The 25,346-nt window shown below is 60.4% G+C and carries 20 protein-coding genes and 1 pseudogene; 12 read left to right on the top strand and 9 right to left on the bottom strand.

All coding sequences use genetic code 11. The features are described from left to right. Positions 1 to 130: 130 nt before the first annotated feature. The 3 genes from dnaX to ACILSI_RS17400 form a co-directional block, all read right to left on the bottom strand. A complete protein-coding gene (gene dnaX, locus ACILSI_RS17410) occupies positions 131 to 1,996 on the bottom strand; it encodes a DNA polymerase III subunit gamma/tau (protein WP_395723178.1) in 1,866 nt (621 codons plus the stop codon). 101 nt (positions 1,997 to 2,097) lie between these two features. Continuing rightward, on the bottom strand, positions 2,098 to 4,740 hold the full coding sequence (locus ACILSI_RS17405) for a hypothetical protein (RefSeq protein WP_395723177.1): 2,643 nt from the start codon (positions 4,738 to 4,740) through the stop codon (positions 2,098 to 2,100). Continuing rightward, positions 4,737 to 6,584 carry a tetratricopeptide repeat protein gene (locus ACILSI_RS17400; protein ID WP_395723176.1) on the bottom strand — a complete coding sequence of 616 codons (1,848 nt, stop codon included), beginning with the start codon at positions 6,582 to 6,584 and terminating at the stop codon, positions 4,737 to 4,739. The genes ACILSI_RS17405 and ACILSI_RS17400 overlap by 4 nt, the downstream gene beginning before the upstream one ends. Positions 6,585 to 6,722: 138 nt before the next feature. Here ACILSI_RS17400 and ACILSI_RS17395 point away from each other — a divergent pair, with 138 nt between their 5' ends. The 4 genes and pseudogenes from ACILSI_RS17395 (at position 6,723) to ACILSI_RS17380 (ending at position 10,378) form a co-directional block, all read left to right on the top strand. Then, a complete protein-coding gene (locus tag ACILSI_RS17395; RefSeq protein ID WP_395723175.1) occupies positions 6,723 to 7,928 on the top strand; it encodes a radical SAM/SPASM domain-containing protein in 1,206 nt (401 codons plus the stop codon). Positions 7,929 to 7,934: 6 nt separating this feature from the next. Then, positions 7,935 to 8,189, top strand: a pseudogene (locus ACILSI_RS17390) (hypothetical protein); the annotation flags it as partial. A gap of 445 nt (positions 8,190 to 8,634) precedes the next feature. Then, positions 8,635 to 9,861 (top strand): polysaccharide lyase 6 family protein, encoded by a 1,227-nt coding sequence (locus tag ACILSI_RS17385; RefSeq protein ID WP_395723174.1) that lies wholly within the window; start codon positions 8,635 to 8,637, stop codon positions 9,859 to 9,861. Between the two features lie 136 nt (positions 9,862 to 9,997). Continuing rightward, the gene (locus ACILSI_RS17380) at positions 9,998 to 10,378 is read left to right on the top strand and encodes a DUF2237 family protein (protein WP_395723173.1); all 381 of its coding nucleotides are present in this window, start codon (positions 9,998 to 10,000) and stop codon (positions 10,376 to 10,378) included. Here the strand turns inward: ACILSI_RS17380 and ACILSI_RS17375 are convergent. The 4 genes from ACILSI_RS17375 to ACILSI_RS17360 form a co-directional block, all read right to left on the bottom strand. Further along, positions 10,342 to 11,001 (bottom strand): DUF4126 domain-containing protein, encoded by a 660-nt coding sequence (locus tag ACILSI_RS17375; RefSeq protein ID WP_395723172.1) that lies wholly within the window; start codon positions 10,999 to 11,001, stop codon positions 10,342 to 10,344. The genes ACILSI_RS17380 and ACILSI_RS17375 overlap by 37 nt on opposite strands. A gap of 263 nt (positions 11,002 to 11,264) precedes the next feature. Further along, complete coding sequence (locus tag ACILSI_RS17370) at positions 11,265 to 12,833, bottom strand: UvrB/UvrC motif-containing protein (protein WP_395723171.1); 1,569 nt, start codon at positions 12,831 to 12,833, stop codon at positions 11,265 to 11,267. Positions 12,834 to 12,842: 9 nt separating this feature from the next. Beyond that, positions 12,843 to 14,738, bottom strand: a complete 1,896-nt coding sequence (locus ACILSI_RS17365) for an adenylate/guanylate cyclase domain-containing protein (RefSeq protein ID WP_395723170.1) — start codon at positions 14,736 to 14,738, stop codon at positions 12,843 to 12,845. A 47-nt stretch (positions 14,739 to 14,785) separates the two neighbouring features. After that, on the bottom strand, positions 14,786 to 15,259 hold the full coding sequence (locus ACILSI_RS17360; RefSeq protein ID WP_395723169.1) for a hypothetical protein: 474 nt from the start codon (positions 15,257 to 15,259) through the stop codon (positions 14,786 to 14,788). 121 nt (positions 15,260 to 15,380) lie between these two features. On the opposite strand from ACILSI_RS17360, the gene ACILSI_RS17355 reads away from it, so the two are divergent. The 7 genes from ACILSI_RS17355 to ACILSI_RS17325 all read left to right on the top strand — a co-directional run bounded on the left by ACILSI_RS17355 (position 15,381) and on the right by ACILSI_RS17325 (position 21,338). Then, positions 15,381 to 15,995: a superoxide dismutase gene (locus ACILSI_RS17355; protein WP_395723168.1), complete on the top strand. Its 615-nt coding sequence runs from the start codon at positions 15,381 to 15,383 to the stop codon at positions 15,993 to 15,995. An 84-nt stretch (positions 15,996 to 16,079) separates the two neighbouring features. After that, entirely contained in the window at positions 16,080 to 16,397 is a 318-nt protein-coding gene (locus tag ACILSI_RS17350) for a hypothetical protein (RefSeq protein ID WP_395723167.1), read from the top strand. Between the two features lie 16 nt (positions 16,398 to 16,413). Continuing rightward, a complete protein-coding gene (locus ACILSI_RS17345) occupies positions 16,414 to 17,319 on the top strand; it encodes a thiamine-monophosphate kinase (protein WP_395723166.1) in 906 nt (301 codons plus the stop codon). Beyond that, positions 17,316 to 17,735, top strand: coding sequence for a tRNA (adenosine(37)-N6)-threonylcarbamoyltransferase complex ATPase subunit type 1 TsaE (gene tsaE, locus ACILSI_RS17340; protein ID WP_395723165.1), 420 nt, complete (start codon positions 17,316 to 17,318; stop codon positions 17,733 to 17,735). Before ACILSI_RS17345 ends, tsaE begins: the two co-directional genes overlap by 4 nt. After that, complete coding sequence (tsaB, locus tag ACILSI_RS17335; RefSeq protein ID WP_395723164.1) at positions 17,732 to 18,367, top strand: tRNA (adenosine(37)-N6)-threonylcarbamoyltransferase complex dimerization subunit type 1 TsaB; 636 nt, start codon at positions 17,732 to 17,734, stop codon at positions 18,365 to 18,367. The genes tsaE and tsaB overlap by 4 nt, the downstream gene beginning before the upstream one ends. 98 nt (positions 18,368 to 18,465) lie before the next feature. Continuing rightward, the gene (locus tag ACILSI_RS17330) at positions 18,466 to 19,806 is read left to right on the top strand and encodes a DUF1501 domain-containing protein (protein ID WP_395723163.1); all 1,341 of its coding nucleotides are present in this window, start codon (positions 18,466 to 18,468) and stop codon (positions 19,804 to 19,806) included. Positions 19,807 to 19,970: 164 nt separating this feature from the next. After that, positions 19,971 to 21,338, top strand: coding sequence for a hypothetical protein (locus ACILSI_RS17325; RefSeq protein WP_395723162.1), 1,368 nt, complete (start codon positions 19,971 to 19,973; stop codon positions 21,336 to 21,338). 14 nt (positions 21,339 to 21,352) lie between these two features. On the opposite strand, the gene ACILSI_RS17320 is transcribed toward ACILSI_RS17325, so the two are convergent. Together ACILSI_RS17320 and mutL are read right to left on the bottom strand one after the other, a co-directional pair. Beyond that, complete coding sequence (locus tag ACILSI_RS17320) at positions 21,353 to 22,648, bottom strand: DUF1501 domain-containing protein (protein ID WP_395723161.1); 1,296 nt, start codon at positions 22,646 to 22,648, stop codon at positions 21,353 to 21,355. A gap of 88 nt (positions 22,649 to 22,736) precedes the next feature. Then, the gene (gene mutL, locus ACILSI_RS17315) at positions 22,737 to 24,590 is read right to left on the bottom strand and encodes a DNA mismatch repair endonuclease MutL (RefSeq protein ID WP_395723160.1); all 1,854 of its coding nucleotides are present in this window, start codon (positions 24,588 to 24,590) and stop codon (positions 22,737 to 22,739) included. Here mutL and ACILSI_RS17310 point away from each other — a divergent pair. Continuing rightward, complete coding sequence (locus ACILSI_RS17310; protein WP_395723159.1) at positions 24,589 to 25,056, top strand: HesB/IscA family protein; 468 nt, start codon at positions 24,589 to 24,591, stop codon at positions 25,054 to 25,056. The genes mutL and ACILSI_RS17310 overlap by 2 nt on opposite strands. The last annotated feature ends 290 nt before the right edge of the window (positions 25,057 to 25,346 follow it).

Here is a 25,346-nt window from a genome sequence, read left to right as displayed (position 1 = left end):
GCGGCGGACGAAGGGGATGATTCTACTGGCACGATACGAAGCTAGGGTTGGGCCGGAAAGCCGGGCGTTTTATTGCGGGGAAAAGCTCATTTCCGCAACACCTTTATGCGACGCTCCAGGCCCGCTGGATTCAATTAGTTGGCACAAGTTTGGCCTTGAACCTCGCCATCGCGCTTTGAATCAGCGGATCGTTGTAAAACGAATCATCCACCTGTGGCGCGGCAGGTTCCTCGGCGGCGGTGGCTTTCGGGGCCTCCTCCTTCGCCACCGGCTTGGGCTCCGCCTTGGGTTTCGGCGCGGGCGGCGGCTCATCCAGCAGACCGAGGCCCATCTCGGAAAATTCGGGGGCTTTCAGGCTCGAATCGAGCACGAACTCGAACTTCATCGCCTGGCCGGTCAGCTCTTTGGCCAGGCCTTCCAGAAAACTCACCTGCGCCGGGCGCATGAGACTGTCACGGGCGAAACTCTCCGAAGTCGGGAAGCCGACCTTGACGGTGTTGCGTGAAATTCCCAGCAACGAAGCCGTCTGAATCCAAGGCACGATCAATTGCCGCCGCTCCTGCACCAAAGCCGTGAACTGCGGCCAGAATTCCGCATCGCTCACGGGTTCCCGCACCGCCTCAGGCTCTTTCTCGATCACAGGCTCGGGCGAGACCACTTTGACCGGTGGCGGCGAAACGGCGACCACCGGGACCGGCGCGGATGGTTCCTCACGCACGACCGTTTCCTCACTGCGAACGGGAAACGACGAAGCACGCGCCGGTTCCTCCACCTTCACGGGTTCGGCAGCCTTCACCGGAGCCGGAGCACGGCGCACCGGCGGCGCGCTCTGTGGACGAGGTGCCTGCCGTGGCAGCCCGGCGCTCGTGCCGCCATCCAGCGCGTCGATCACATCGCTGATCGAAACTTCATTCAGACTCTGCACGGCCGCGATCACACCCAGTTCAAAGTGCAGGCGCTTGTTGCTGGCCCAGCGCATGCGGGAGTCCACCTCCGCGAGGCCGTCCACCACACGCAGCAGTTGCTCAGTGTTCGCCATCTGTGCCTGCGTCTCGATTTCTTGAATCAATTCGGGGCTCAAATCCTCCGACGCGGCCTCCGGGTCGGCCTGCTGCACCAGCAGTGTGCGGAAGTGCTGGATCAGGTCTGCAAGAAAGCGTCCCAGATCTTTGCCCGCCTCGTTCTGCTCATACACCGCCCGCAACGCGCCCACGGTGTCGCTTTCGAGAATGTTCCGCGCCAGTTGCGCCACCGACTCGCCGGAGGTGAAGCCGAAGATGTCCAGCACGTCCTGCTCGGCGATCCTGCCGCCGCAGAAGGCCACGAGCTGGTCCAGCATCGACTGCGCGTCGCGCATGCCGCCCTCCGCGCCCTTGCCGATGGCATACGCAGCTTTTTCATCCAGATGCACGCCCTCCAGCTCCGCGATATGCAGCAGATGCTTCGCGATGATCGCGTTCGGGATGCGGCGCAGGTCAAAGCGTTGGCAGCGGCTGATGATCGTGGGCAGGATCTTGTTCGGCTCCGTGGTGGCGAAGATGAACTTCACATGCGGTGGCGGCTCTTCCAGCGTCTTGAGCAGCGCGTTAAACGCGCCGGTGGTCAGCATGTGAACCTCGTCGATGTAGTAAATCTTGTAGCTGCAGCGCGACGGGGCAAACTTCACGTTGTCCCGCAGCTCGCGCACCTGCTCCACGCCGTTGTTACTCGCGCCGTCGATCTCCAGCACGTCCATGCAGCGCCCTTCGGCGATCTCGATGCTCAGCTCGTCATTCGGGTCGAAATCAATGTTCGCCCCGCCCTTGCAGCACAGCGCCTTGGCAAAAATACGCGCTGTGGAGGTCTTCCCCGTGCCACGCGGCCCCACGAACAGATACGCATGCGCCAGACGATTCTGCGCGATGGCATTGCGCAGCGTCCTCACGACGTGATCCTGGCCGAGCACATCGGCAAAAGTCTGGGGGCGGTATTTGCGGGCAAAAACTTGGTAACTCACAACGGCAGGCTAGCGAACCCGCCCACCGGGGCAAGAGCTTCCACCTCATTCATGACAACTTTGAACGGCCGAAGTTTCGCCGGATGGATGCTTGGGCCCGTTCAACGTGAAACACTCCAGGGTTGCGCCGCCGTCCCCTTGTAGCCTTTGCCATAATAGCTGCCACGAAAAAGCCACACGCTGTCCGTGACGGTCGTGGTGGTGGTTTGCAGGCCTTTCAAGGCCTCGCGTGACAAGCCCTTCAGAGCACTCGGGTTGAGCTTGGTGATGGTGGTCATTTTCCCCTTCCCCGTCACCTCAATGGAACCGGAAACCATGTCCACCGTGCCTTGGACGGGAATGTTCATGGTCTGGGTGGTCGTGGTCATGGAATCCTTGTCCGTGGAATTTTGGCTGAAGGTGCCGGTGACTTTTCCGCCCACCACCTGAAGGCGCAGAGTAGCCTGGTCATCGCCATACAAGGCAACCACCCCGGAAAAAGCTCCCTGCATCTCGGTGAACTCGGCGATGGCGGCATCAAGCCCGGCCATGCCTTCCTTTTGAAGAACCGCGACGAGCCGGTCGAGCAAGTCCGCCGCCGTCGGAAGACCTTTGGCGCGGAGTTTGTCCGCGACGATCTCGCGCTGTTTCAACTCTTCCTCCGTGCTTTTTTCCTGGGAGGCGATTTCTTTGGTCGTGTTCTCTTTGCGGACTTCGCGCTTCTTGCGATCACGATAGGTGCGCGTTTTGGACGCAGGCTCCGCAGCGGCCAGTTTCGCGGCTTTTTTGCCCTCGAGAACTTTGTTGAGGCGCTTCGCCTCGGTGTAATCGCCGTTCTTCACCGCATCTGCGGCGCGCTGGGCCCCCATGGTGGAGGCTCCGTCTTTAATAAGCTTGTCGTAGATTTCCTTGGAGCGTGCCTCGTTGGTCTTCTGCTCATCGCGGGCGCTTTTGAACTGATCAAAGAGCCCCTTGGCCGCGCCGAGGCCTTCACCAACCGCATTGCCGAGGTTGGTGCCGCTCTGCTTGGCGGCGTCGTAGGTCATGGCTTTGCCGGCGGCAAACAATCCGCCCGCCAAGGCCTTGCCCTTCATCTCCAGGTAGGGCTTCCAGTCTTTGGCGGAGATCTTTCCGGCTTCGAGATCCTTCTTGTATTGATCAAAAGCATCCTTGCCTGCCTGCGTGCCAATTTCGGCCATGCCGCCGAAGCCGAGGCCGTGCCACAAGGTGCGGCCTGCTAGCTCCGCCTTGTCCTTGGTCCAGCCGATCATGCCTTTTGGGTCGCCCTGTTTCTTGGCCTCCATGTCCTCCTTGGCCTTTCCGTAGCCCTCGTAGATGCCGTAGATGCCGAGGATGAGGCCCGTGCGGGAGATCACCTTGCTCCCTCCGCTGACCTTGGCCTCCGGCTCCACGGTGGTGCTAGGCTTGCTGCTGGCGGCGCCGGGCTTGGTCACAGGCTCCACCGGGCCGCGCACGGCCTCCGTCGCCGCTTTCGCCTTGGCGTTGTAATCGGCGATCTCGTTGCGGACCTGCTGCGCCTGCGTCTTCAGGCCCTTGGCCTCCAACTCGGCGATCTGAGTCTGCTTGGCCTGCACCTCGGCGGCTGCCGCAGTCTTGGATTTCACCTCGGCGGCATCCAATATGTCTCGTGACGCCTTTTTCAAAATCGCCGCTTCTTCCGGGCTGGTGATCGCGGCGCGCCCGGTTTTGATTTCAGCAAGCGTGTCGAGAATCTTCCCCGGATTTTTGACCCCGTTTTTCGCAGCGATGGCCTCTATTGTTTCAGGGGTCAATCCGGCCGAGTTCGCTGCCTTCAGCGTGCCTTTGGCCATGACCTGCCCCTCAGGTGAGCCGCCAACGAGTTTCTCTGGTGCCGCATTCGAGCCGTGACGGGCTTTCTTCGTGTCATCCAGAGTGGCAAGGTGATCTTTGAGCGGTCCTTTGTTCACTGCTCCTCCGGTTTCGGAAATATAGGTCTCGGCATGCTGCGCCCCCACCTTCACCTGCGCCTGATGCCCGGCGCTGCCGATGCGATCCGCACCCGGTGCCGCGTTCACCGTCATGCCAAACTCCGGCGCGGTCTCCAGCACGCCGCCCGTGATCTTCACCGGACCGCCATTGGGACCTTTGACACCGATTTCGTTGAGAATCTTGCCCGCCTTCTCGGTGGTTCGATAACCAGCACCCGCATCCAAGTCACCATTCATGCCTCGATGATTTGGATCGGTGATCGCAGTGCCTTTGGTATTGCCCATCCTGTTACTGGTGCCCGTCTGGCCACCCATGACCTCGCGGTTGGCCTGTTTCATCACGCCCTCATGCACCACGTTGCGCTCGACGGCGATCTGCTTGCTGGTGTTGCGGTGCGCGGCGTTCTCCGCCTCGATCTGCGCGGTCTTGGCCGGACCATCGGGCAGGCTTTCGAGTTGCTGCTTCCTCGCATCATGCCGCGCGCATTCCGTCTTCCAGTCGGCCTCGACCTTGGTCCACTTCTGCTTCAACTCGGAGATAGCCTCTTTACGCAAGGCCTGCTCCTGCATGGAGATACGCTTGTTCTCCGCCAGATGCCTTTGAATCTCCTGCTTCACCTGCGCGTCACGCTGCGGGCCGGGCGGCTGCAATTCGAGTGCCTTCTTGCGGTACTCAAACTGCTTCTGCTCGGCAGCGCGGCTGGGCAGCTCTGGTTCCGTGGAAATCAGCACCTCGCCCTGCTGCGCACGCGCCATGACCACATTCAGCATCCAAAACAAGATGAACTTCTTCACGGCTTCGCTCCTTCCCATTCCGCGACGAGTTTCGCGGCATAAGCATGCTCCGGCGTGCCGCTTTCCTCGATCAACACGATGTCCCGCGCCTGTGACAGCGCCGCCTCACGGTCTCCCATGTAGTCCAGCATCAACGCGCGGCCCACTGCGAGCGCGGGCACTTCGGGATTGGCCGCATACTGCTCGTCAAAGAAGTCCACGCCGCGAAATCCTTCATCATTGGCCGCGTACAGCGCGCACAAACGCCCCGCCACCTCCGCGCCTGCGCGTGCGGGATCGAGTTCCAACGAGTGCTCCAGCGCCGGGATCGCCTCCAGCGCCCGATCCTGCTCCGCCAACATCATGCCCAGTTCCAGCCAGGCCGCCGCGTGCTCCGCATCGACGTCCACAGCCTGCGTGAGCATCTTTTCCGCCATCGCCAGCGCACGCTCATCAAACGCTGCCAGCTCGCGATACAACAGGCCCGTGAGAAAAGCGTGCGCAGCATTGGCTGAGTCCAAAACGCAGGCGGAACGTGCCAGCGCCACAGCCTCCTCCAGCGCGGCCTGGTCAGGCTCACGCTTGGGATGATCCAGGATGGCAAACGCGTGCTCATGCCGCGCCAAAGCGAGCTTGGCGCGGTTTTCGGGTGAAGCGTCTTTCAGCACGATCTCCATCATCTCCTCATCACGCTTTTTGATTTCCACCGACACCCAGGCTGCCACTCCGAGCGGTGGCTGCGGCCCCAGGATCATGGCGCGCTCCGTGTCTTCCTTCGCCCGGGCACTGTCGCCCAGGGCCTCACGCGCCTCGGCACGGATGAGATACGCCCGCGTCTCCGTCGGCGTCAGTTCCAGACACTTCGTAGCATCCGCCACAGCCTTTTCAAAAGCCCCCGTCGCCAGCCAGCCGCCCGCGCGATTGCGATATGCCTTGGCGTGCTGCGGGTTCACCTCGATGGCCTTGTTGAAGTCCGCCATCGCCTTCTCATGCTCGCCGAGGTTCAGCCAGGCCTGCCCGCGATTGTTCAGATAAATCCCGCCTGTCGGAACCAATGCGAGGGCTTGGTCGAGGCTCTCAATGGCGGCCTCGTTCTCCCCATGATTGAGGAGGAAGAAACCACGGTTGTTGTGAAACTTCGCCACCTTCGGCCCAAGCTCCACCGCTTTGTCGAAGTCCTCCCGCGCGCGCTCGTCCTCGCCCATCTGATCAAGGGCCATCGCCCGGCTGAAATACGCAGCCGCGTCCTTGTCATTCAATTCGAGCGCCTTGTCACAGTCCGCGACCGCCTTTTCATACTCACCCAGGGTCGTGAACACATCCGCGCGGTTGGTGTAGGAGCCGCCGTATTTAGGATCCAGCTCAATGGCCTGCGTGTAATCCGCCAGCGCCTTGTCCGGCTGCTTCAGCGCGTTCCAGGTCAGCGCACGGTTGAAGTGATACAGCGCGTTCTTGGGGTTCAGCTCAATCGCCCGGCCATAATCCGCCAACGCCAGGTCACGCTGGCCTTTGTTGTCATAGGACAGGCCGCGATTGTTGTACGCCGCCGCATCCTTCGGTGTCAGCTCGATCACCCGGGTGTAATCCGCGATCGCGCCGTCAAACTCCCCCAAGCGCCAGCGGGCGCGCCCGCGCCCCATGTAGCCCCGCGCCTCCTTCGGCTTCTGCTGAATCAGCTTTTCATAGGCGGCGGACGCCTCCCTGGCCTTGCCGCTCATGAGCAGGCTGTCCGCCGTCTGCCATGCATCCGCCGCCCCGGCAAGGCGGCGCGCCAGCAGCACGATCAGCAGAATGACGACGACCCATAGCACCCTGCGCCAGTGGTTGCGTGCCCCAAGAGTGTCGTTGGTTGGTTGGCGGCTCATAAAATGAATCCCACATGAGACTAAGCCGGTGGGCGCAGCCGTGCCAAGCCGCGCTTGCGCTACTCCAACTGCTTTTTGTGGCCTCACACCTTGACCTTTGAGCACAACACGACCTCTTGAACGTAATCCAGCCTGCCCATGCTTCTTTCCCTCACCTCCCGCATTCTCCGCACCGTTGATCCCGTCTGTCTCGCCAAGATCGGCTGGAATTTCGGCTACAAGGGCGCGCGTTCGGTCATGCTGCACAAGCAGCGCATGAAGCAGGGGCAGTATTTTCCTCCCTTCTTCTACATCTCCATCCTGAACTCCTGCAACCTGCGCTGCCAAGGCTGCTGGGTGGATGTCGATAAACCGCGTGAGTCGCTGAACCTCGATGAGCTGAACAAGATCGTGAACGACGCCAAGCGACGCGGCAACGCCTTCTTCGGCATCCTCGGCGGCGAGCCCTTCATGCATCCCGAGCTGTTTGATTTTCTCAGCATGCACCCGGACGCCTACTTCCAGGTCTTCACCAACGGCCAGATGATCACCGAGAAGGCCGCCACAAACCTGCGCAAGCTCGGCAACGTCACGCCGCTCGTCAGCATCGAGGGCACTGAGATCGTCAGCAACGAGCGCCGTGGCAACAAGGACGTGCTCACTCGCACGCTGCGCGGCCTGCAAAACTGCATCGACGCCAAAGTGCTCACCGGCGTGGCCACCAGCCTGTGCAAGACAAACATCGACGACCTGCTCACCGAGTCTTGGCTGCGCAAACTCATCGACATGGGCGTGCATTACGCCTGGTATCACACCTACCGTCCCGTCGGCCCGAAGATCAGCGCCGATCTCGCCCTCACACCCGGGCAGATCACGCAGGTGCGCCGGTTCGTCGTCAACATGCGCGCCAAGCTGCCCATCGCCATCGTCGATGCCTACTACGACCACCAGGGCCAGGCGCTCTGCCCCATGGCCAATGGCATCAGCCACCACATCAGCCCCACCGGCGCCATCGAGCCCTGCCCCATCATCCAGTTCGCCAAAGAAAGCGTCCGCACCAACGACGATCTCTTCGATGTCTTCACCAAGAGCGAGTTCCTGCGCGACTTCCGCAACATCGCCTCCGCCAACACACGCGGCTGCATCGTCCTGGAGCGCCCCGACCTCGTGAAAGCCGTCGTCACCAAGCACAGCGCCAAAGATTCCACCATTCGCCAGACCGCCATGGCCGAAATCGAGGGCATGACGCCCAGAACGAGCCAATGGCGCGAAGGCGAGGAGATCCCCGAGAAGCACTGGATGTACTGGCTGGCGAAGAAGTTCTTCTTCAACGACTTCGGCGTGTATCAGAATTTGAAGCGCTAAGCCGGTGCAACATGTGGCGACCTGGTCCGCCGCATGCCGGACATCATCGACTTCGACACCGGCCCCATCATCACCGGCGCGAAGACCGTCGAGCAAATGGGCGAGGACAGGCTCGAACTCGTCATCACCACTGCAAGCGGCAACTACACGCCGAAGGCTATAGCGTTAGTGCAAGATGACTTCCTGCCGTGGAAGCGGGGTGTGTCACATGAGGATATCTTTAGCGCCACATTTACCACCACCGCGCGGGCATTGGGGTAAGAAAATGCATCACACAGAGAAGAACACCAGCCCATGCACAGGTGTAAACGGCACGGGACAAGCCGCCATCCGATTTGCGAATTAGTCGTGAAAGCACAAAACACAAAACGATGCTGGTGCCCTCGATCAGCCACACAGATGGATGAACATGGCCTCGAAAATTCATTCCATTGAGAATCGTAGCGACCCGGATTGGAAGGCCGACAGAGACGAGAGCAACAGCAATGGCTGAAAGCCGCAAAAAGCTATATTTGGAAAGCATGGCGCAGCTTGTGAGACTGTCTGCGGACAGCCGTCATTAGTGAATCATAGGCCATGGTAAGTGAGCAACTCGGATAGAGGTTGAGAAGTGAGAATGAGGATTTCGGGCGAAAGTTTCAAGCCTCAATTGAGGGCGAGTTTGAACAGACTTGCTGATGTGTGGGAAGCCGTCTCTTATGGCGACATGCGCCAACACCACCTTCTCGCCTTTGCGTTCGCGGTTTCCGTTTCCGGCAAAGACATTTCTGTCGCTGACATTGCGGCGTTTACGGAGGCCGCCAAAACCATCGCAGCAGGTGACACCCTGATCCTCCAAGACGGCATCTGGGCCGATGGGCGGCTGAAGATTCATGCGGAAGGCACGGCGGAGAAGCCGGTGACGATCAAGGCGCAGACGCCGGGCAAGGTGGTGTTCACGGGCGACTCGCGGCTCTCGGTGGGTGGGGCGCACGTCTTGGTGGACGGGCTGTGGTTTCAGAATCCGACGGGCGCGCAGGTCGTCGAACTGCGCCTCGACTCCAAGCAGCTCGCCAGCGACTGCCGTATCACCAACTGCGCGGTGACGAATGACACGCAGCTCACTTCGGTGGACTCCTCCCAGTTTGTCTCGATCTACGGTGCCCGGAACCGCGTGGACCACTGCTACATCGCCGGCAAGACCACGCAGGGCACCACGCTGGTCGTGTGGCTCTCGAACGAGGCGAAGGATCAGGGCAAACACCAGATCGACCACAATCACTTCGGCCCACGCCAGAAGCTCGGCAAGAACGGCGGCGAGACGATCCGCCTCGGCGACAGCAAGACCTCGATGCAAACCGCCGCCTGCATCGTGGAGCACAACCTCTTCGAGAAATGCGATGGCGAGGCCGAGTGCATCTCCAACAAGTCCTGCGGCAATCTCTACCACTCTAACACCTTCAAAGGCGTGTCCGGCACGCTGACGCTGCGCCACGGGAACGCCTGCCGAGTCGAGAACAATGTCTTCTTCGGCGACAAAGCCAAAGGCAGCGGCGGCGTGCGTATCATCGGCGAGGATCACGTTGTCACCGGCAACCTCTTTGACAGCCTGACCGGCGATAACGAGCGCAGCGCGATGTGTTTCATGCTCGGCATCCCCGATTCGGTGCCCAACGGCTACTTCCAGGTCAAACGCGCCAAGGTGACGAACAACACCTTTGTGAACTGTGCGCACAACATCCTCATCGGCATGAGCGGCGACAAAAAAGCCAAACTCCCGCCCATGGAGACTGAAATCAGCGGCAACCGCATTCAAACCAACCTGGGCGAGGCCTTTGAACTCAAGTGCGCAGTCGAAGGGGTTGTCATGAAAGACAATGAAATCGGCCAAGCAGTGCCCGAGGCCTACAAGCTGCCAGCGCCTGAGCCTGTCGGGCCGGCTTGGTGGAAGTGAGTGACAGATGCTCTGATTCCAACGCGAATGAGCACGAATTTCCGCGAATGATCGCGAATTCAGACATTCGTGTTCATTCGCGGCTAATTGCGGCCATTCGCGTTGTAAACTCAAAATCTGAATCTACCCAATCCCCATGCGCACCAACGTCCTCGGAACCGCTCTCACCTGCTGCTGTCGCCAACCCATGACCGGGTTCTACCGCGACGGCTACTGCCGCACCGGTCCCGGTGATGTGGGCCTGCACACCGTCTGCATCGAAGCCACCGCCGACTTCCTGCGCTTCTCCGCCGCACGGGGCAACGATCTGAGCACTCCCGCTCCGGAATGGGACTTCCCCGGCCTGGAACCCGGCGACCGCTGGTGTCTCTGTGTCACGCGCTGGAAGGACGCGCTCGACGCCGGAGTGGCCCCGCCCGTCTGCCTGTCCGCCAGCCACGAATCCGCGCTCGAATGGGTCGATCTCGACGACCTGAAGGCTCACGCCCTGGATGGCCCGGGCGCAGTCACCGAGTAATCCGGTGTAGTGCGACCAAAAAGCGTGCGCAGTTTGTCGCGAACGATCTCAAACGAACGGCGCACGACGCGCCAGATGCGCGGCAACACTAGCCAGAGCACGATCAGCCCGGCGGTGAAGAAGCACAGCGCGACCACGGGCTTCAGCACCATGAGCAACGTGCCCGCCGCAACGATGATGTCCTCCGCGATGCTCAGGGCGATGTTTGAGGCCGGTTCCGGCGAGTGATTGGCCAGCAGCCGCGTTCCAGCCTTCGCACTGTGCGTGGTCAGCGCCGCGCCACCGGCCAGCAAAGCTCCCACGACCTCCAGATGCGCGGGCATCTCGCCGATGGCCTGCATGGCCAGGATCGTGCCGCCAATCGGTCGGATAAGCGTGTGGACGCTGTCCCAGAGCGAGTCGATCCACGGCACCTTGTCCGCCACGAACTCGATGGCATACATCACACCGGCAGCGATGAGCACCCAGTCGTGCCCCAGCACTTCGATGGACTGGAATTTCTCCGCCAAATGCAATGCGTCAAAGCGCACCAGCAGGCCGGTGAGAAAGACCGTGAGGTAAAGATTCAAGCCTGCGAGCGATGCCAGTCCGAGCCCGAGGCCAAGCTGTTCGAGGATTTGCATGGCTGGGGTATACCATAAGTCGCCCCGGCGGTCGATGAACAAGTTCGGGAGCATTTTGGAACGGTAACGAACGATTGAGGTCGTCCCCTCACCCCAGCCCTCTCCCCGAAGACAACCATGAAGTTCAATTCGCCAGGGCCGGGGAGAGGGAGAAAAGCGTACTCCCTCGCCCCGCCGAGGATGGACAGATGGTCTGTGGCATATGCGGGGAGAGGGCTGGGGTGAGGGGCAACCAGCCAACATCTCCAGCGCACGCCCAACCGTCACCGGCTCGCCAAAAACTCCAGCACCTGCCGCGCCAGGGTCTTACTGATGCCCGGCACCTCTGCGATCTGCTCCTCGCTGGCTTTGCGAAGCCGTGTGACGGAACCGAATGCCTTCAGCAGTGCCGCTTTGCGTGCCTTGCTGACACCGGGGCAGTCGTCCAGAATGCTTTCAGCCACACGACGACCGAGCAGGAGCTGATGATAGCCGTTCGCCCAGCGATGCGCCTCATCACGGATGCGTTGCAGCAGCTTCAAGGCACCACGCTCATGTGGAATGATGACCGGATGGCTCTCTCCGGGCCGATAGACCTCCTCGTGCTCCTTCGCGAGGCCGATGATCGGCAGTTCATGCAACCCGAGCCGCTGTAACTCCGTGACGGCGACACCGAGCTGTCCCTTTCCGCCATCGACGATGACGAGATCCGGAAGCGTGACGAATTTCGGATTCGAGGCAAGGCGCTGCATCGCCTCCGCAGGCGCTTCCTGGGAGAACTCGGAATCATCACCGGCTGCGGCACGGCCTTCGAGTAAAATACGCGAGAAACGCCGCCGGATGACCTCCGCCATGCTAACGAAGTCGTTCTGACCGCTGACCGATTTGATCCGGTAGCGGCGATAGTTGGAGTTATCGGGCACGCCGTTTTTGAAACGCACCATGCTGGCCACGCAGTGCGCGGTGCCGATGTTGGCGATGTCAAAGCACTCCATGACGAGCGGCGCATGCTCCAGATGAAGGAGATCCTTCAATTCCTGCACATCCGCCATCGGGTCGATGCTGCGAATGACCCGTGCCCGTGCCCCCCGCTCAAACGTGCGCGTGGGAATGAGCGTCTTCTTGAAATCCTCGACCATGTCCCGCAATTCGGCAGCCTTTTCAAAATCGAGCTTGGCGGCGGCTTGCTGCATCTCCTCTTCCAAGGCAGTGACTAGGTCTTTGCTCTTGCCATCAAGGAACTCGCAGGCCTGCTCGACGCGCTTTTTGTAATCTTCCTGCGAAATGCGGGCGATGCACGGCGCGGAGCAGTTTTTGATGATGTCGTTGGAGCAGTGCTTGTAGTCCGCCTCGCCGGGCTTCAACGGACGGCAGACGCGCAGGCCAAATTTTTTATTCAGCCAGTTGAGTGTCGTGCGCAGCGCCATGCCATGTGGGAAGGGCCCGAAGTAACGGGCACCATCCTCTTTCTTGAGCCGGGTGGTGGAGAGCCGGGGCATGGCATCACCCATGTGGACGCGCACGAGAAAGTAGCGCTTGTCGTCGCGGAAGCTGACGTTGTAGCGCGGACGAAACTCTTTGATGAGCCGCCCTTCGAGCACCAGCGCTTCGGTGTCATTGCGGACCTGATGCAGATCAAAATCCCAGATGCTGGAGATGAGCGCCCGAGTTTTGCGGTCGGCCAGCTTCGAGCGCGCAGGTGTGAAGTAGTTAGCGAGCCGTTTGCGCAGGTCACGCGCCTTGCCGACGTAGATCACGTTATTCAGCCGGTCGCGCATGATGTACACGCCCGGCACATGCGGCACATCGCGCAGTTTGGCTTGGAGGTCGGGCTTGGCTCGTGAATCGGGCATGCAGGAGGATTACGCGGCCACCACCCGCCACGGATGAACCGGTTCGGAGATGCCCTTCAACTGCATCGGTGGCATCGGTTCCGCCTGAATCAACTCCTGAGCTTCCGCATAGGTCTCCGCGTCCATCACGATCTCACCCGCCTGCGCGATGCTGCACAGCCGCGAGGCCAGATTCACGCGATGACCGAGCACGGTGTAGCTCAGCCGCTGGTCCGACCCCATGCAGCCCGCCACGACCGAACCGGTGGCAAGACCGATGCCGACCTCCAGCGAGTGTTTCGAGGTCTGATTCAGCGTTCTGCGCACTTGCAGCATGCTCAGCGCGCACTGCACCGCGCTGAGAGCATCGGCACCGGTGCTCACAGGAGCGCCAAACAGCACCATGATCAGATCGCCGACGAATTTATCGACGATGCCGCCGTGCTTGTAGGCCACATCGGTGAGCGCGGTCATGTGCTCGTTCAGCAATTCGATGACCTCGGCAGGCTCCATGTTCTCGGTGATGGCGGTGAAGCCGCGAATGTCGCAGAACAACATCGAGACGTGACGGATTTCGCCGCCAAGGCCGCTGCTTTGCTCGATCAACTGCTGTGCCACCGTGCGATCCGCCACGGCATTGAGCACGCTGCGATATTTCTCCTGGAGCGCGAGTCCGGCGGCCATCTCATTGAAGGATGCGGCCAGTTTGCCGAGTTCGTCCTGCCTCCGCACCGGCACGCGCACGTCGAAGTTGCCCTGCTCAATTTGATGCGTGCCGCTGACGATGTCGCTGATCGGCCCGGAGAGTCCACGCGAGATATAGAGCACCACGATCAGCGCGATTAGCAGCGCCACAAAGCCCAGGCCGCCCACATCACGCCGCAGCTCGGCCAGTTCACGGTCCATCGCGTCGAGCGGGTAGAGATTCACCTGCGCCGCCAGCGGGAAGGGCGAGTCGGGATTGAGAACGCGATAGAATATCTGGTGCCGCACGCCATTGATCGGCATGGACATTTCCCGCTGCGCCCGCCCCGAACGATGAATCGACTCCGCGATGTGGCGAGCGACCTCCTCCCGCTCGTTTTTCGGAATCGTGGTGCTCACCAGCGCCTCCTCCACCCACACACCGCTCATGATTTCGCCAAATTCTGAGCGCTTCGTCTGCTCGTAGAGCACCCGTTCGGCCAGAACCTGCAGCGGCAGGCCAAACAGCATGGCTCCCTGGAACTTTCCGCTCTGCGGATCACGCAGTGGGGTGATGAAGACCTCGCGCACCTGCTCTGTGCGACCGTCCTCGCCAAACTCGACGCGCAAGTAGCCGACCTCCTGCTCCTTGAGGATGTCTTCGAGCTTCCGCTCGCCCAGCCATTGCAGCCTGCCGGATTTGCGGCGGAACTCGGCGCTGGTGGCGCTCTCTTTTGGCAGCGGCGGCATCAGGTTGCGGCCCGGCACCGCGTTTTTCTTGGGAGAAGCCACGAAGTTGCCCTCCGGGTCGATGATGGCGATGTAAGGCATCTGCGCGGGCATCAGCCGCGCCATCGCGCGTCCGGCATCGGGACGGTCACGTTCTTTGACGCCCCCGCGTCCGCCGACGGCTGGAAACTCGCTTTGCAGCCGGTCCGTCGCCAGCGCTTCAAGCTGCGGCCGCAAAATCTGCCCAGCGGCGGCGAAATCCTGTTTCGTGATGGCTGCGACGATTTCTGGCTGCTGTGCCAACCGGGCAAGCTGCTCGGACAAGGCCTCTGTGCGCTTCTTTTTGGCCGCGCTGAAGGTGCTGATCTGCGATTCAAACTGCTCCGCGAAGAGCCTGCGATACGCGGCCGTGAATTTCCACTCCGCCAGCACGAGCGTGGCGATGGTGATGCCCGCGACGACGGGAAACACGGTGAAGATGAGCTTGGCGCGAAAACTGGAAAACCACTTCATGGGGAATGACACGACGGAATGAACCCCGCGTGGAGCCGGATGGTTGCTCAGCGAACACGTTTCATGGTGAAAGTGCCGCGATCCATCGCGCTTTCGTAGCAGGCATTGAAGTCGTCGCCCTTGACCGTTCCCTCATAATGATACACGCCACCGACCCAGTTCGGCATCTGATGATCGCCATTGAAGGTGTACGTGCCGTTTTTTTGCTTCTCGACCTGGTGCGTCGTTTTAAAGGCCGCGCTCAAAATGCCGCGCCAGGTACAGTGGTAGAAGAACTGGTGCGGAACAGAATTCGGTTGCTGCTTCGACGCGGCCAAAAGCGGTCCAGGCTCGGAAATGACCGCACGCAGTTTACCCGTGTGCCCGCTCGCCGTGCTCAGCCATGTGCCCTCCCATTTGCCATTCACACCAGCATTCGATGCCGGTGACTTCCACGCCGAGCGAAACGACAGTCCGCACGAGGGTAGCAGCATCAAAACGAGCGTGAGACAGGCAAAACGGAGTGGCGGGGGAAGGCTCATGGGGTTCTATGCCACGAACGCATCCAAACCGCCCGGTTTTTCGTTCGTCATGGGGCATTCTCCCACTTGCCCCCGTTCATATTCGCGATACTTACCCGAGAACCTTCAACCCCACCCTACCATGGCCCATACCCTCGCCCCTCTGCCTTATCCTTCCAACGCGCTGGAACCTCACATCGACCAGCAGACGATGGAGATCCATCACGGCAAGCATCACAACGCTTACGTCACCAATCTGAACAACGCCCTCGCCGGCAAAGCCGACTTGGAAGCGCTGTCGATTGAAGACCTCTGCAAAAACATCTCCAAGGTGCCTGCCGACGTGCAAGCGCCGATCCGCAACAACGGCGGCGGTCACTTTAACCACACGCTCTTCTGGAGCATCATGGGCCCGAACGCCGGCGGCGCTCCTACTGGCGCTCTCGGTGAGGCCATCACCGCCACCTTCGGCAGTTTCGATGCTTTCAAAGAAGCCTTCGCCAAGGCCGGTGTGACCCGCTTCGGCTCCGGTTGGGCTTGGCTCGTCGTGAAAGACGGCAAGCTCGCCATCACCTCCACGCCGAACCAGGACAATCCGCTCATGGATGCCTCCGGCACGCCGATCCTCGGCTGCGATGTCTGGGAGCACGCCTACTACCTCAAGTATCAGAACAAGCGCCCAGACTACATCGCTGCTTGGTGGAACGCCGTGAACTGGTCCGCCGTCGCCGCGAACTACGCCAAGGCACTCGGCTGATTCCCGCTTCCCGACGATCTTCGTCACTTCACAAAGCGCGGAACGGCCACCCCGTCCCGCGCTTTGTCGCTTTCAGACACACCCATGGCACTTGTCCTCCACAAACTCCGCAGCGGCCTGATCTATTCGCAGGCCTTCGCGGAGTATCTGGAATCGAAACACAACATCGAGCACTTCGGCCATCCGGCTGATGTTCTGCACCTCGATTATGTCCGTTGCAGCCAAGGCGACCTCGCCGGGCAGGAATGGTGGCAGATCACTTGGATCAGCGGCATGCAGGCCCCCACGGAGCAACGCCATCGAATCGGTGACATCGAGGTCTGCATTCACCGCCAGGCCATGCGCGGTCTCAAAAATCGCATGCTTCACTTTGATGGGCAGAATGTGGTGGTGAAGAGCTGAGTCCGACTCGCCAACCATGCCTACTCTTGCCGACATCGGAGAAGACAAGCTCATCCGCAAACTCATGCGCGGTGTGAAACTCGACCGCGATGTCATCGCCGGGGCTGGTGATGATTGTGCCGTCGTCCGCAGCACGAAAAACGAGCACACGCTGCTCAAAACCGACGCGCTGGTGCAGGACGTGCATTTCACGCTCGAAACGCCGCCCAAGCTCATCGGGCGCAAGGCCATCGCGCGTGTGGTCAGCGACTTCGCGGCCATGGGCGGCACGCCGAGGCATGCCATGATCACCTTGGTCGCTCCACCGAGCATGGAGGTCGAGTTCCTCACCGAGATCTATCGCGGCATGCGGGCCATTGCGAAGCAGTACGGCATCAACATCGTCGGCGGCGAGACCTCACGCGGCCTGGTGCTCATGCTATCGGTTTCCATGAGCGGCACCGTGCCCTCCAAGCGCTGGCTTTCACGCAGCGAGGGCAAAGCGGGCGATGTGTTGCTCGTCACCGGTCGTCTTGGCGGCTCGATCAAAGGCAAGCACCTCAAATTCGAGCCACGCCTCGAAGAAGGCCGCTGGCTCTCCGAAAACGCGCATCCGCACGCGATCATGGACATCAGCGACGGTCTTGCCAAAGACCTGCCACGCCTCGCCCTTGCCAGCGGCACGCATTATCAAGTCAACGTGGCCTCTCTGCCCTGCAATCCCGGCTGCACCTTCGACCAAGCCTGGGGCGACGGCGAAGACTATGAACTCCTTCTCGCCGTGAATCCGCGCACACTGCGTTCCTTGATGAAAAAGTGGCAAGAAGCCTTTCCAAAACTCCCTCTCACCATCATCGGCAAACTCGTCCCTCCCGGCGAAGGAAGGCCGCCGGATTTCGAGAGCACGGGGTGGGATCATTTTGCTCTGAGCGCTGATGCATGATCACACTCACGACTGCTGACGACGCCCACGCTTGGGGCATGCAACTCGCGCCAACACTTGCCGCAGACGATGTCGTGGCCCTCTGTGGCAATCTCGGCGCGGGTAAAACGCAGATCACGCGCGGCATTGTCGCTGGCATGGAATCGAAGGCTGCTGTGACAAGTCCGACGTTCACACTGGTCCACGAATACCTCGACGGCCGTCTGCCGGTCTTCCATTTCGACTTTTACCGCATGGAATCCGCCGCCGAGGTCATCGGCATCGGCTGGGACGAGTTTTTGACCGAGCCCAGCGTCATCATTGTCGAGTGGGCGGACATGTTTCCTGACTTGATGCCGCCTAATACGCGCTGGTTTCACATCGAAGCCTTGCCGGATGGCTCGCGGCGTGTCACGGAAGGGCCACTCGTGAAATGACCCGAACCCTCCTCGCCCTCGACCTTTCCACCGCCCACGGCAGCATCGCCGTCGTGCGTGGCGCTGACGTGCTGTTCCAGTCCTCGTTTCAATCCGAACGCTCGCACAACGCGCAGGTTTTTGCACCTTTGCGCGATGCGCTCGCCGCCGCAGGTGATGGACTGACCGGCATTGTCATTGGCAATGGCCCAGGCTCTTATACCGGTGTCCGCATCGCGATTGCTGCTGCTCAAGGTGTGGCGCTATCGCGAAACGTGTGGTGCGTCGGCTGGTCGTCGCTCACGGCACCGGATATTGAGGTGCCGGACAGTTATCCGATCATCGGCGATGCCCGCCGTCAGAGCTTTTACATCGCGCGAGTCGAAAACGGCCGCCTGTTGCCCGATCTCGAAACCGTTTCTGCTGAGATTGCCCGGGAGCGGACGGCGGACGGCCAAACATGGCTCACGTTCGATCCGAAGCCGCCTTTGGATTTGTCTCACGTTCGATCCGCCAAGCCGAGCGCCTTGCATCTGGCTCAAATCATTCAAACATTGAGCCAAGCCGAGCTCGACGCACTCATCCAGCAGCCGCTGATTCCGCATTATCTCGCTGAGGCCTTCATCACGATGCCGAAGAAGCGAGTGAACTGAGCCGGGGAGGTCTCTCGCAGCGAATGCGAGACAATGTGATCCCTTTGCAAGAAGGCTGGGCAGCGCCCGTAATTTCGGGGTTATTTCCCTCTCAAAAAATGTCCCGTATCACCCATAACTGCGCTGGCCACATGCGGCGTGATTTCTTGAAGCTCGGTCTGACCGCCGCAGGCGGCGGCCTGGGCTTCACCGATCTGTTGCGTGCCAAGGCCATGGCCGCCACGGCCCCTCAGCCTTCGCTTTCACGTCCGGTGAACTGCATTCTGGTGTGGCTCGACGGTGGTCCGTCGCATTACGAGATGTTTGACCCGAAGCCGGACGCTCCTAGCGACATCCGCGGCCAGTTCAACCCGATCCGCACCAGTGTTCCTGGGGTTCATTTCTCGGAATGCGTCCCCAACCTCGCCAAGGTGGCCGACAAATTCACGGTGCTGCGCAGCGTCACGCACAAGGATCCCAACCATGGCGGCGGGAACCATTACATGATGACCGGCGCGCCCACACCGGTACCAGTCGGCTGCGGTGCCTTTGTGACCTTCCATCCTTCGTTTGGCAGCGTGGTCAGCTACAAGCGCGGCGTGCAGAACGGACTGCCCGCCTACATGACGCTGCCCAGCATCACCCGCAGTGGCGGCCCGAATTTCCTGGGCGCAGAACACGCTCCTTTCGTTGCAGGTGGCAATCCAAACGACAAAGGGTTCAAGGTGCGCGACGTGGTGCTGCCCTCCGACATTTCGGAAGCGCGCGGATTGTCGCGCCGTGAGTTGCGAATGTCTCTGGATCGCATGAAGCGGCTGAACAACGCCGTGGCGGAAGACCCGGCGGTGAGCTTTGACACGTTCTACGGGCAGGCGGTCGATTTGATTGCCTCAAAGTCCGCCCAGGAAGCCTTCGACATCAATTTGGAGGACGAAAAGACCCGCGATCTTTATGGCCGCAACGACTTGGGCCAGCGCATGCTGCTGGCACGTCGTCTCGTCGAGGTGGGCGTGCCGTTTGTCACCGTGAACTACGGCGGATGGGATCATCACCGCGATGTGTTTAAGACCTGCAAAGGCGAGTTCATGCAGAAGTTTGACCAAGGCATGTCCGCGCTGATCACCGACCTCGACCGACGTGGTCTGCTGGAAAGCACGCTGATCGTCGCGCTTGGGGAATTCGGCCGCACGCCGAAAATCAACAAGGACAACGGTCGCGACCACTGGCCTGGCGCGATGAACATCCTTTTCGCAGGCGCGGGAGTCCCACGCGGCGGCGTCATCGGCGCCACCGACCCCAAGGGCTACTACGCCAGCGAAAACATCTACTCGCCCGAGGATTTTGCGGTCACGCTTTACACGAAGCTGGGCATCGACCCGCATCAACTCCTTCACACGAACACCGGGAGACCCGTGCAGCTCATCAACGGCGGCCGGCCCATCCGTGAGCTGTTTGCGTGATGAGAGATGAAATGACGAATGCAGAATGCAGAAGGACGAATGGCTGGCACTTGCTGACTTTCGTCATTCTGAATTCTTTATTAGTCATTTCCGCCACTGCGGCCCCTCCCGGGCTGGAAAACATTTTTCCCGCCGGAGGTCAGGCCGGGACGCGTGTCGAATGCATGGTCACGGGCAAGGGTTTGGAAACGGGATCGCCCGTCGCGAGATCGAACCATCCTGGACTGGTGCTGCTGGCGGGAGATAAGCCAAAGAAATTCATCGCCACCATCGCCAAGGATGTGCCGCCGGGGCCCTACCTCGTGCGCTTTTACACCCCCGAAGGTAGCACGCCACCGCGCATCTTTGTGGTGGGAAAATTGACGGAGTCACTAGAAAAGGAGCCCAATGACGTCCTGGCTGACGCCAAAACCTCCGAGGCCAGGATGAACGTGACGATCAACGGCGTGCTGGAGAAGGCGGGGGATGTTGATACACACGCGATTCGGGTGCAGAAGGGCAAAACGATCACGCTTGAGCTTCACGGTTATGCGCTCGGCTCCCCCATGGACCCGGCCATGCGGCTCTTGAATGAGCGCGGCGTCGAAATCGCCGCCGGGCATGACACGCACAACTTGGACCCACACATCGAGTACACACCGACGGCGGACGGGACGCTGTTTGCGCAGGTTTTCGCCTTCGCACATCCACCAGCGGCGGATGTGGCCCTGAAAGGCGGCGCCAATCATGTGTACCGCCTCACGGTGAAGGATGAGCCGAAAAAACCTGCTCCTGCGAGCGAACCGAAAACACTCACGATTCCTGCCACCGTGCCTGGCAGCATCAGCAAGCCGACAGAGGAAGACTCCTTCACTTTCACGGCCAAAAAGGGCGATGATCTGGCCATCGCGGTGCGTGCGCAGTCAATTCGCAGCCCCCTGGACGCGACGATGCGCGTTGAAGAAGCCGAGGGCAAAATCCTCACACAAACCGACGACGGTGACAATCTTGACCCCGCGCTGCGCTGGAAGGCTCCGAAGGATGGTGACTTCAAACTCGTCGTCTCCGACCGCTTTCGCGCAGGAAGCGCGGATCATCTCTATGAGTTGTCATTAAAGCCCTTCGTGCCCACCCTTGCCGCCACGCTCGACACGCACGCGTATCTCGTGGAGTCAGGCAAAACAGCGGAGGTCAAGCTGACGGTCAAAACCAACGGGACGTTCGCAGGCAAGATTCAGGCGCGTGCCGTTCAACTGCCAGCCGGAGTGACTGCGGACCTCGTGGACGTGCCAGCGAAGGGCGGCGAGGTCAAACTGACGCTCAAAGCGACCGCCGATGCGGCGGCAAGCCAGTCTCCTTTTGCCGTCGAAGTGATCACCAGCGCACCTGATGTGTTGCAGACAGTCACGGCTCGTTATCTCATCCCATTCACCGAACCACGCGGGGATTTGCTCATCGTGAATGACAGCAGCCCTTGGCTGACACTCACGGCCAAACCGAAGCCTAAAGAAACGCCCCCACCCGCGAAGGTGGAGGCGAAGAAAGCACCGTAAGCTGAAGGCTGGCTTTAGCCGAACAGATTTGCGAGCGGCTTGCCTTTATCAGCAACGGTGAAGGGCCGCTTGCTGGGGCTGTAGAGAACCTGATCAAGCGGGATGCCGAGCGCGTAGGCGATCGTGGCGTTGAAATCAGGAATGGAGACCGGGTTTTCGATGGCTTTGCCGCCATTCTCGTCGGTGGCTCCATAAACTTGGCCGCCACGGATGCCGCCACCGGCCAGGAGGCAAGTGAAACCGGGGGCGTGGTGGTCGCGACCGTCGTTTTGATTGATCTCAGGTGTGCGGCCGAACTCGGTGGCGAGCACGACGAGCGTCTCCTGCAACATGCCGCGTGATTCGAGATCCTGCAGCAGAGTGCTCAGAGCGGAGTCGAGTTCATCGCAGAGCTCCGGCACGCGGGTGAAGTTGGCATTATGCGTGTCCCAGCTTCCGAAGGACACTTCCGCAAAGCGAACGCCATGCTCAACGAGACGACGGGCAAGCAGGCAGCCCTGGCCGAAGCGGTCGTTGCCGTATTTGCCACGCAACGCGTCGGATTCCGCGCTGAGGTCGAAGGCCTTCAATTCCTCGCTCTTCATCATCTTGAGCGCGTCGTCATACATGTCGGCGTAGGCGCGGACGTTTTTGACATTGTAGGTTTCGGCAAACTGGCGGTCGAGCTGCTTGGCGGTGTTGAGGCGGCTGTTAAAGCGCTCCTCGGTGAACCACTGGTTGGTTTTGACGTTGTTGATGCCGCTTTCGGGATCATTGATCATCAGCGGCGCGAAACGGCTCTCGAAGAAACCTGCGCCAGGATGACGGCTGTCGTTGCCGATCATGACGCTGCCGGGCAGCGTGGGATTGCCACGGTCCTGAAACTTTTGCAGCCACGCACCCATGCTGGGGTGGCGGATGCTGCTGCGCAGCGTGTAGCTGGTGTGCTGGTAATACTGGCCCTGCTCGTGCGCGCCCTGCGTGGACATCATGCTGCGAACGACGGCCAGCTTGTCCATCTGGCGGGCAATGAGCGGGATGTTGTTGGAGACGCGGATGCCATCGACGTTGGTGTTGATGACCTTGGTGAGGCCCATGATGTCCTGCTTGTCCGGTTTCGGGTCAAAGGTGTCCAGGTGGCTCATGCCGCCGTTCATGTACAAATAGATGACGTTCCGCGCGGTGGCGGCCTGCTTGAGCGGCGAGGTGCCCTGGCCGGGCGCGGCGATCACGCGGGTGTTCAGGTGCGTGGCGGCACTGACACCAAGAAAGGTCTTGGCTGCGCCGGAAACAAAAGAGCGACGGCTAAGGTCGTTGCGAAGGGCATTCATGAGAGAAAAGGGTTTGGGGGGGATGAGCGCCTTTAACGCAGCCTCCGCACCGACTTATCACAAGTTTTCAGATGGCCCGGACCGTCTCTTACCCCGGCGCACGACGACCAAATTTACGCTCCAATTCGGCGGTGGAGATTTGCACCAGCGTTGGGCGGCCATGCGGGCAGCAGTAGGGCATTTCGCAGGCAAACAGGTCTTTCAGCAGCGCCTGAAGCTCAGGAATGGAGAGCACGTCGTTGCTTTTGACGGATGCACGGCAGGCCGTGGTGGCAATAGCGTCCTCACTAAGGCGCAGCGAAGAGGCTTTGGCCGTGAGGCTGCTGAGCTCCTCAATGACTTGGTCGAGCCACGCGGCAGGATCGTCCGTCTTCAGGAATGATGGTAGCGCCTCGACCTTGAAGATATTCGGGCCGAAGGGCTCGATCTCGATGCCCAGGCGGGTCAGCGCGGCTTGATTTTGCCTCAGCACATCAGCATCTCGCGGCGTGGTTTGCAGTGTGATGGGCATGAGCAGCCGCTGGCAGGGCACGCCGCCCGATTCGAGCGCACGCCGGAATTTTTCAAAGTTCACGCGCTCGTGCGCCGCGTGCTGGTCCATGAGCACGAGACCCTCTTTGCTTTCCATGAGGACGTAGAGCCTCTGCAAAACGCCAATAATACGGAAGTCATTCGGCGAGGGCGCGTCAGAAGATGCCGCCTTAGGACTCTCGACCGGCTTGGCAGGCGTGACCTCGGAGGCCGGTGCGCTAACCGGCTCGACTGGACGTGATGGACCCGGTGCCATCACTGGATTTGGAGTAGAAACTGCGGGCATCTGCCTCAGCGGCGCAGAAGAAGGCGTGACCGGCATTTCCAGCTCTTCCTGGCGGCTAACTGGAATAACCGGCGCGGAAATGCTTGCCACAGGAAGCGGCCGAACCGCAGGCGCATGCCCCGTGTGCAGCTTGGAGGCATTTTCGAGTGTGCGGCTCACGCTGCGAGCGATGGCGTCACGCACGCCATTGCCATCGTGAAACCGCACTTCTTTTTTCGCCGGATGCACGTTCACATCGAAGGCGGTGGGGTCCATCTGGATGAACAGAAAAGTCACCGGATACTGGCCCTTCATCAGCGCTGTGTGATACCCCTCGCGCAGGCCATACGAGATGCTGGCGCTTTCGATGGGACGGCCGTTCAAATAAGTGGTCTGCATCTGGCGATTGGACCGGCTCATTCCAGGACCGCCGATGTAACCGGACACCGTCACGCCGTGAAGCGTGGTTTCATCGATCTTGAGCAGGCGTGAGGCGAGATCATCGCCCACGAGACCACGTATGCGCTCCAGCATGTCACGCGTGGCAGGAAGGTGCAGAACCAGCTCGCCATTGTGCGTGAGTGTGAACGCCACCTGCGGATTGGCAATGGCATGCAGCCGCAACTGCTGCTCAACATGCGAAAACTCGGTGTTTTCCGTGCGCAGGAATTTGCGCCGCGCTGGAACATTGAAGAACAACGAACGCGCCTCGATCACTGTGCCTGCGGCACCGCCATGATCCCGCACAGCGGTGAGCTTGCCGCCGTTCACCTCGATCTCTGTGCCCACAAGGGCGTCTTTTTCGCGTGTGGCGAGGCGGAAGCGCGACACGCTGGCGATGCTGGGCAGCGCCTCCCCGCGAAAACCAAAGGTGCAGATAGCTCCAAGATCCTCCTTGGTCCGTATCTTGCTCGTGGCGTGTCGCTCCAGACACAGCATGGCATCCTCCCGGTCCATCCCACTTCCATCATCCACGATTCGAATCAAGGCAGTGCCGCCGCGCTGGGCATGCACCTCAATATGCCGCGCCCCGGCGTCCAGGCTGTTTTCGACCAATTCCCGCACCAGCGCGGCCGGTCGCTCCACGACCTCCCCCGCCGCCACCTGGCTGGCGAGCGCGTCTGGGAGAATGCGTATTTTGGCCATGAATCTCGATAAAGTAGGCAGCTGGAGACGTAGCCCTCTTGCTGCAAGAAAACGTCACATTGGATGCCGGGTGAGGAATTGCAATCTCCGCGCACCTGTGGCACGCAACCGCAGCGTCAGCCTCCTCATTTTCATGATTTCCCTCACCGACAGCGCCATCACCCACCTCAAATCTCTCATTGCGGAAAAAAACGCCGCTCCCGGCACTGGCTTGCGCCTACGCGTGGAGAAAGGCGGCTGCGCAGGAATGCAATATGTGATGGGGCTGGATCAACCCACTTCTGAAGACAGCGTTCTCACCCAGGAGGGTGTCACCATCATCATTGATCATGACAGCCTGGGCTTTCTCCGTGGGAGCCAGATCGACTACACGGACTCCCTGGCGGACTCCGGCTTCAAACTAACCAACCCAAACGCCACCCGAAGCTGCGGTTGCGGCACCTCATTTGAACCCCTGGCCGCATAATGAGAAGCAAAGTTATTGCCAACTTCTTCACAAAAAACTCTTTTCAAATTCCGTCAATCTTGTAGAATTTGAACACTTTCATCCTGTAAATACTAAAATTTTCGCACTTTTGCCATGCAAATCCGATTTTTAAGCGACGGAAACGAGTTCCGCTCCTATGGCGGCGGTAGTTTTTCAAAGAAAAAAGATTCTGGCGGAATCTTTTGGTGGTCCATCCTCATCACGCTGCTGATGGGCTTCGCCACTTTCTGCTGGTTCTTCAGCATCATGGTGTTTGCGCACCCTGAGAA

The organism is Prosthecobacter sp., assembly GCF_044232965.1.
Classification (GTDB): domain Bacteria; phylum Verrucomicrobiota; class Verrucomicrobiia; order Verrucomicrobiales; family Verrucomicrobiaceae; genus Prosthecobacter.
Note: the sequence above shows the minus strand (reverse complement) of the source record. Positions and strands in the feature narration are given on the sequence as shown.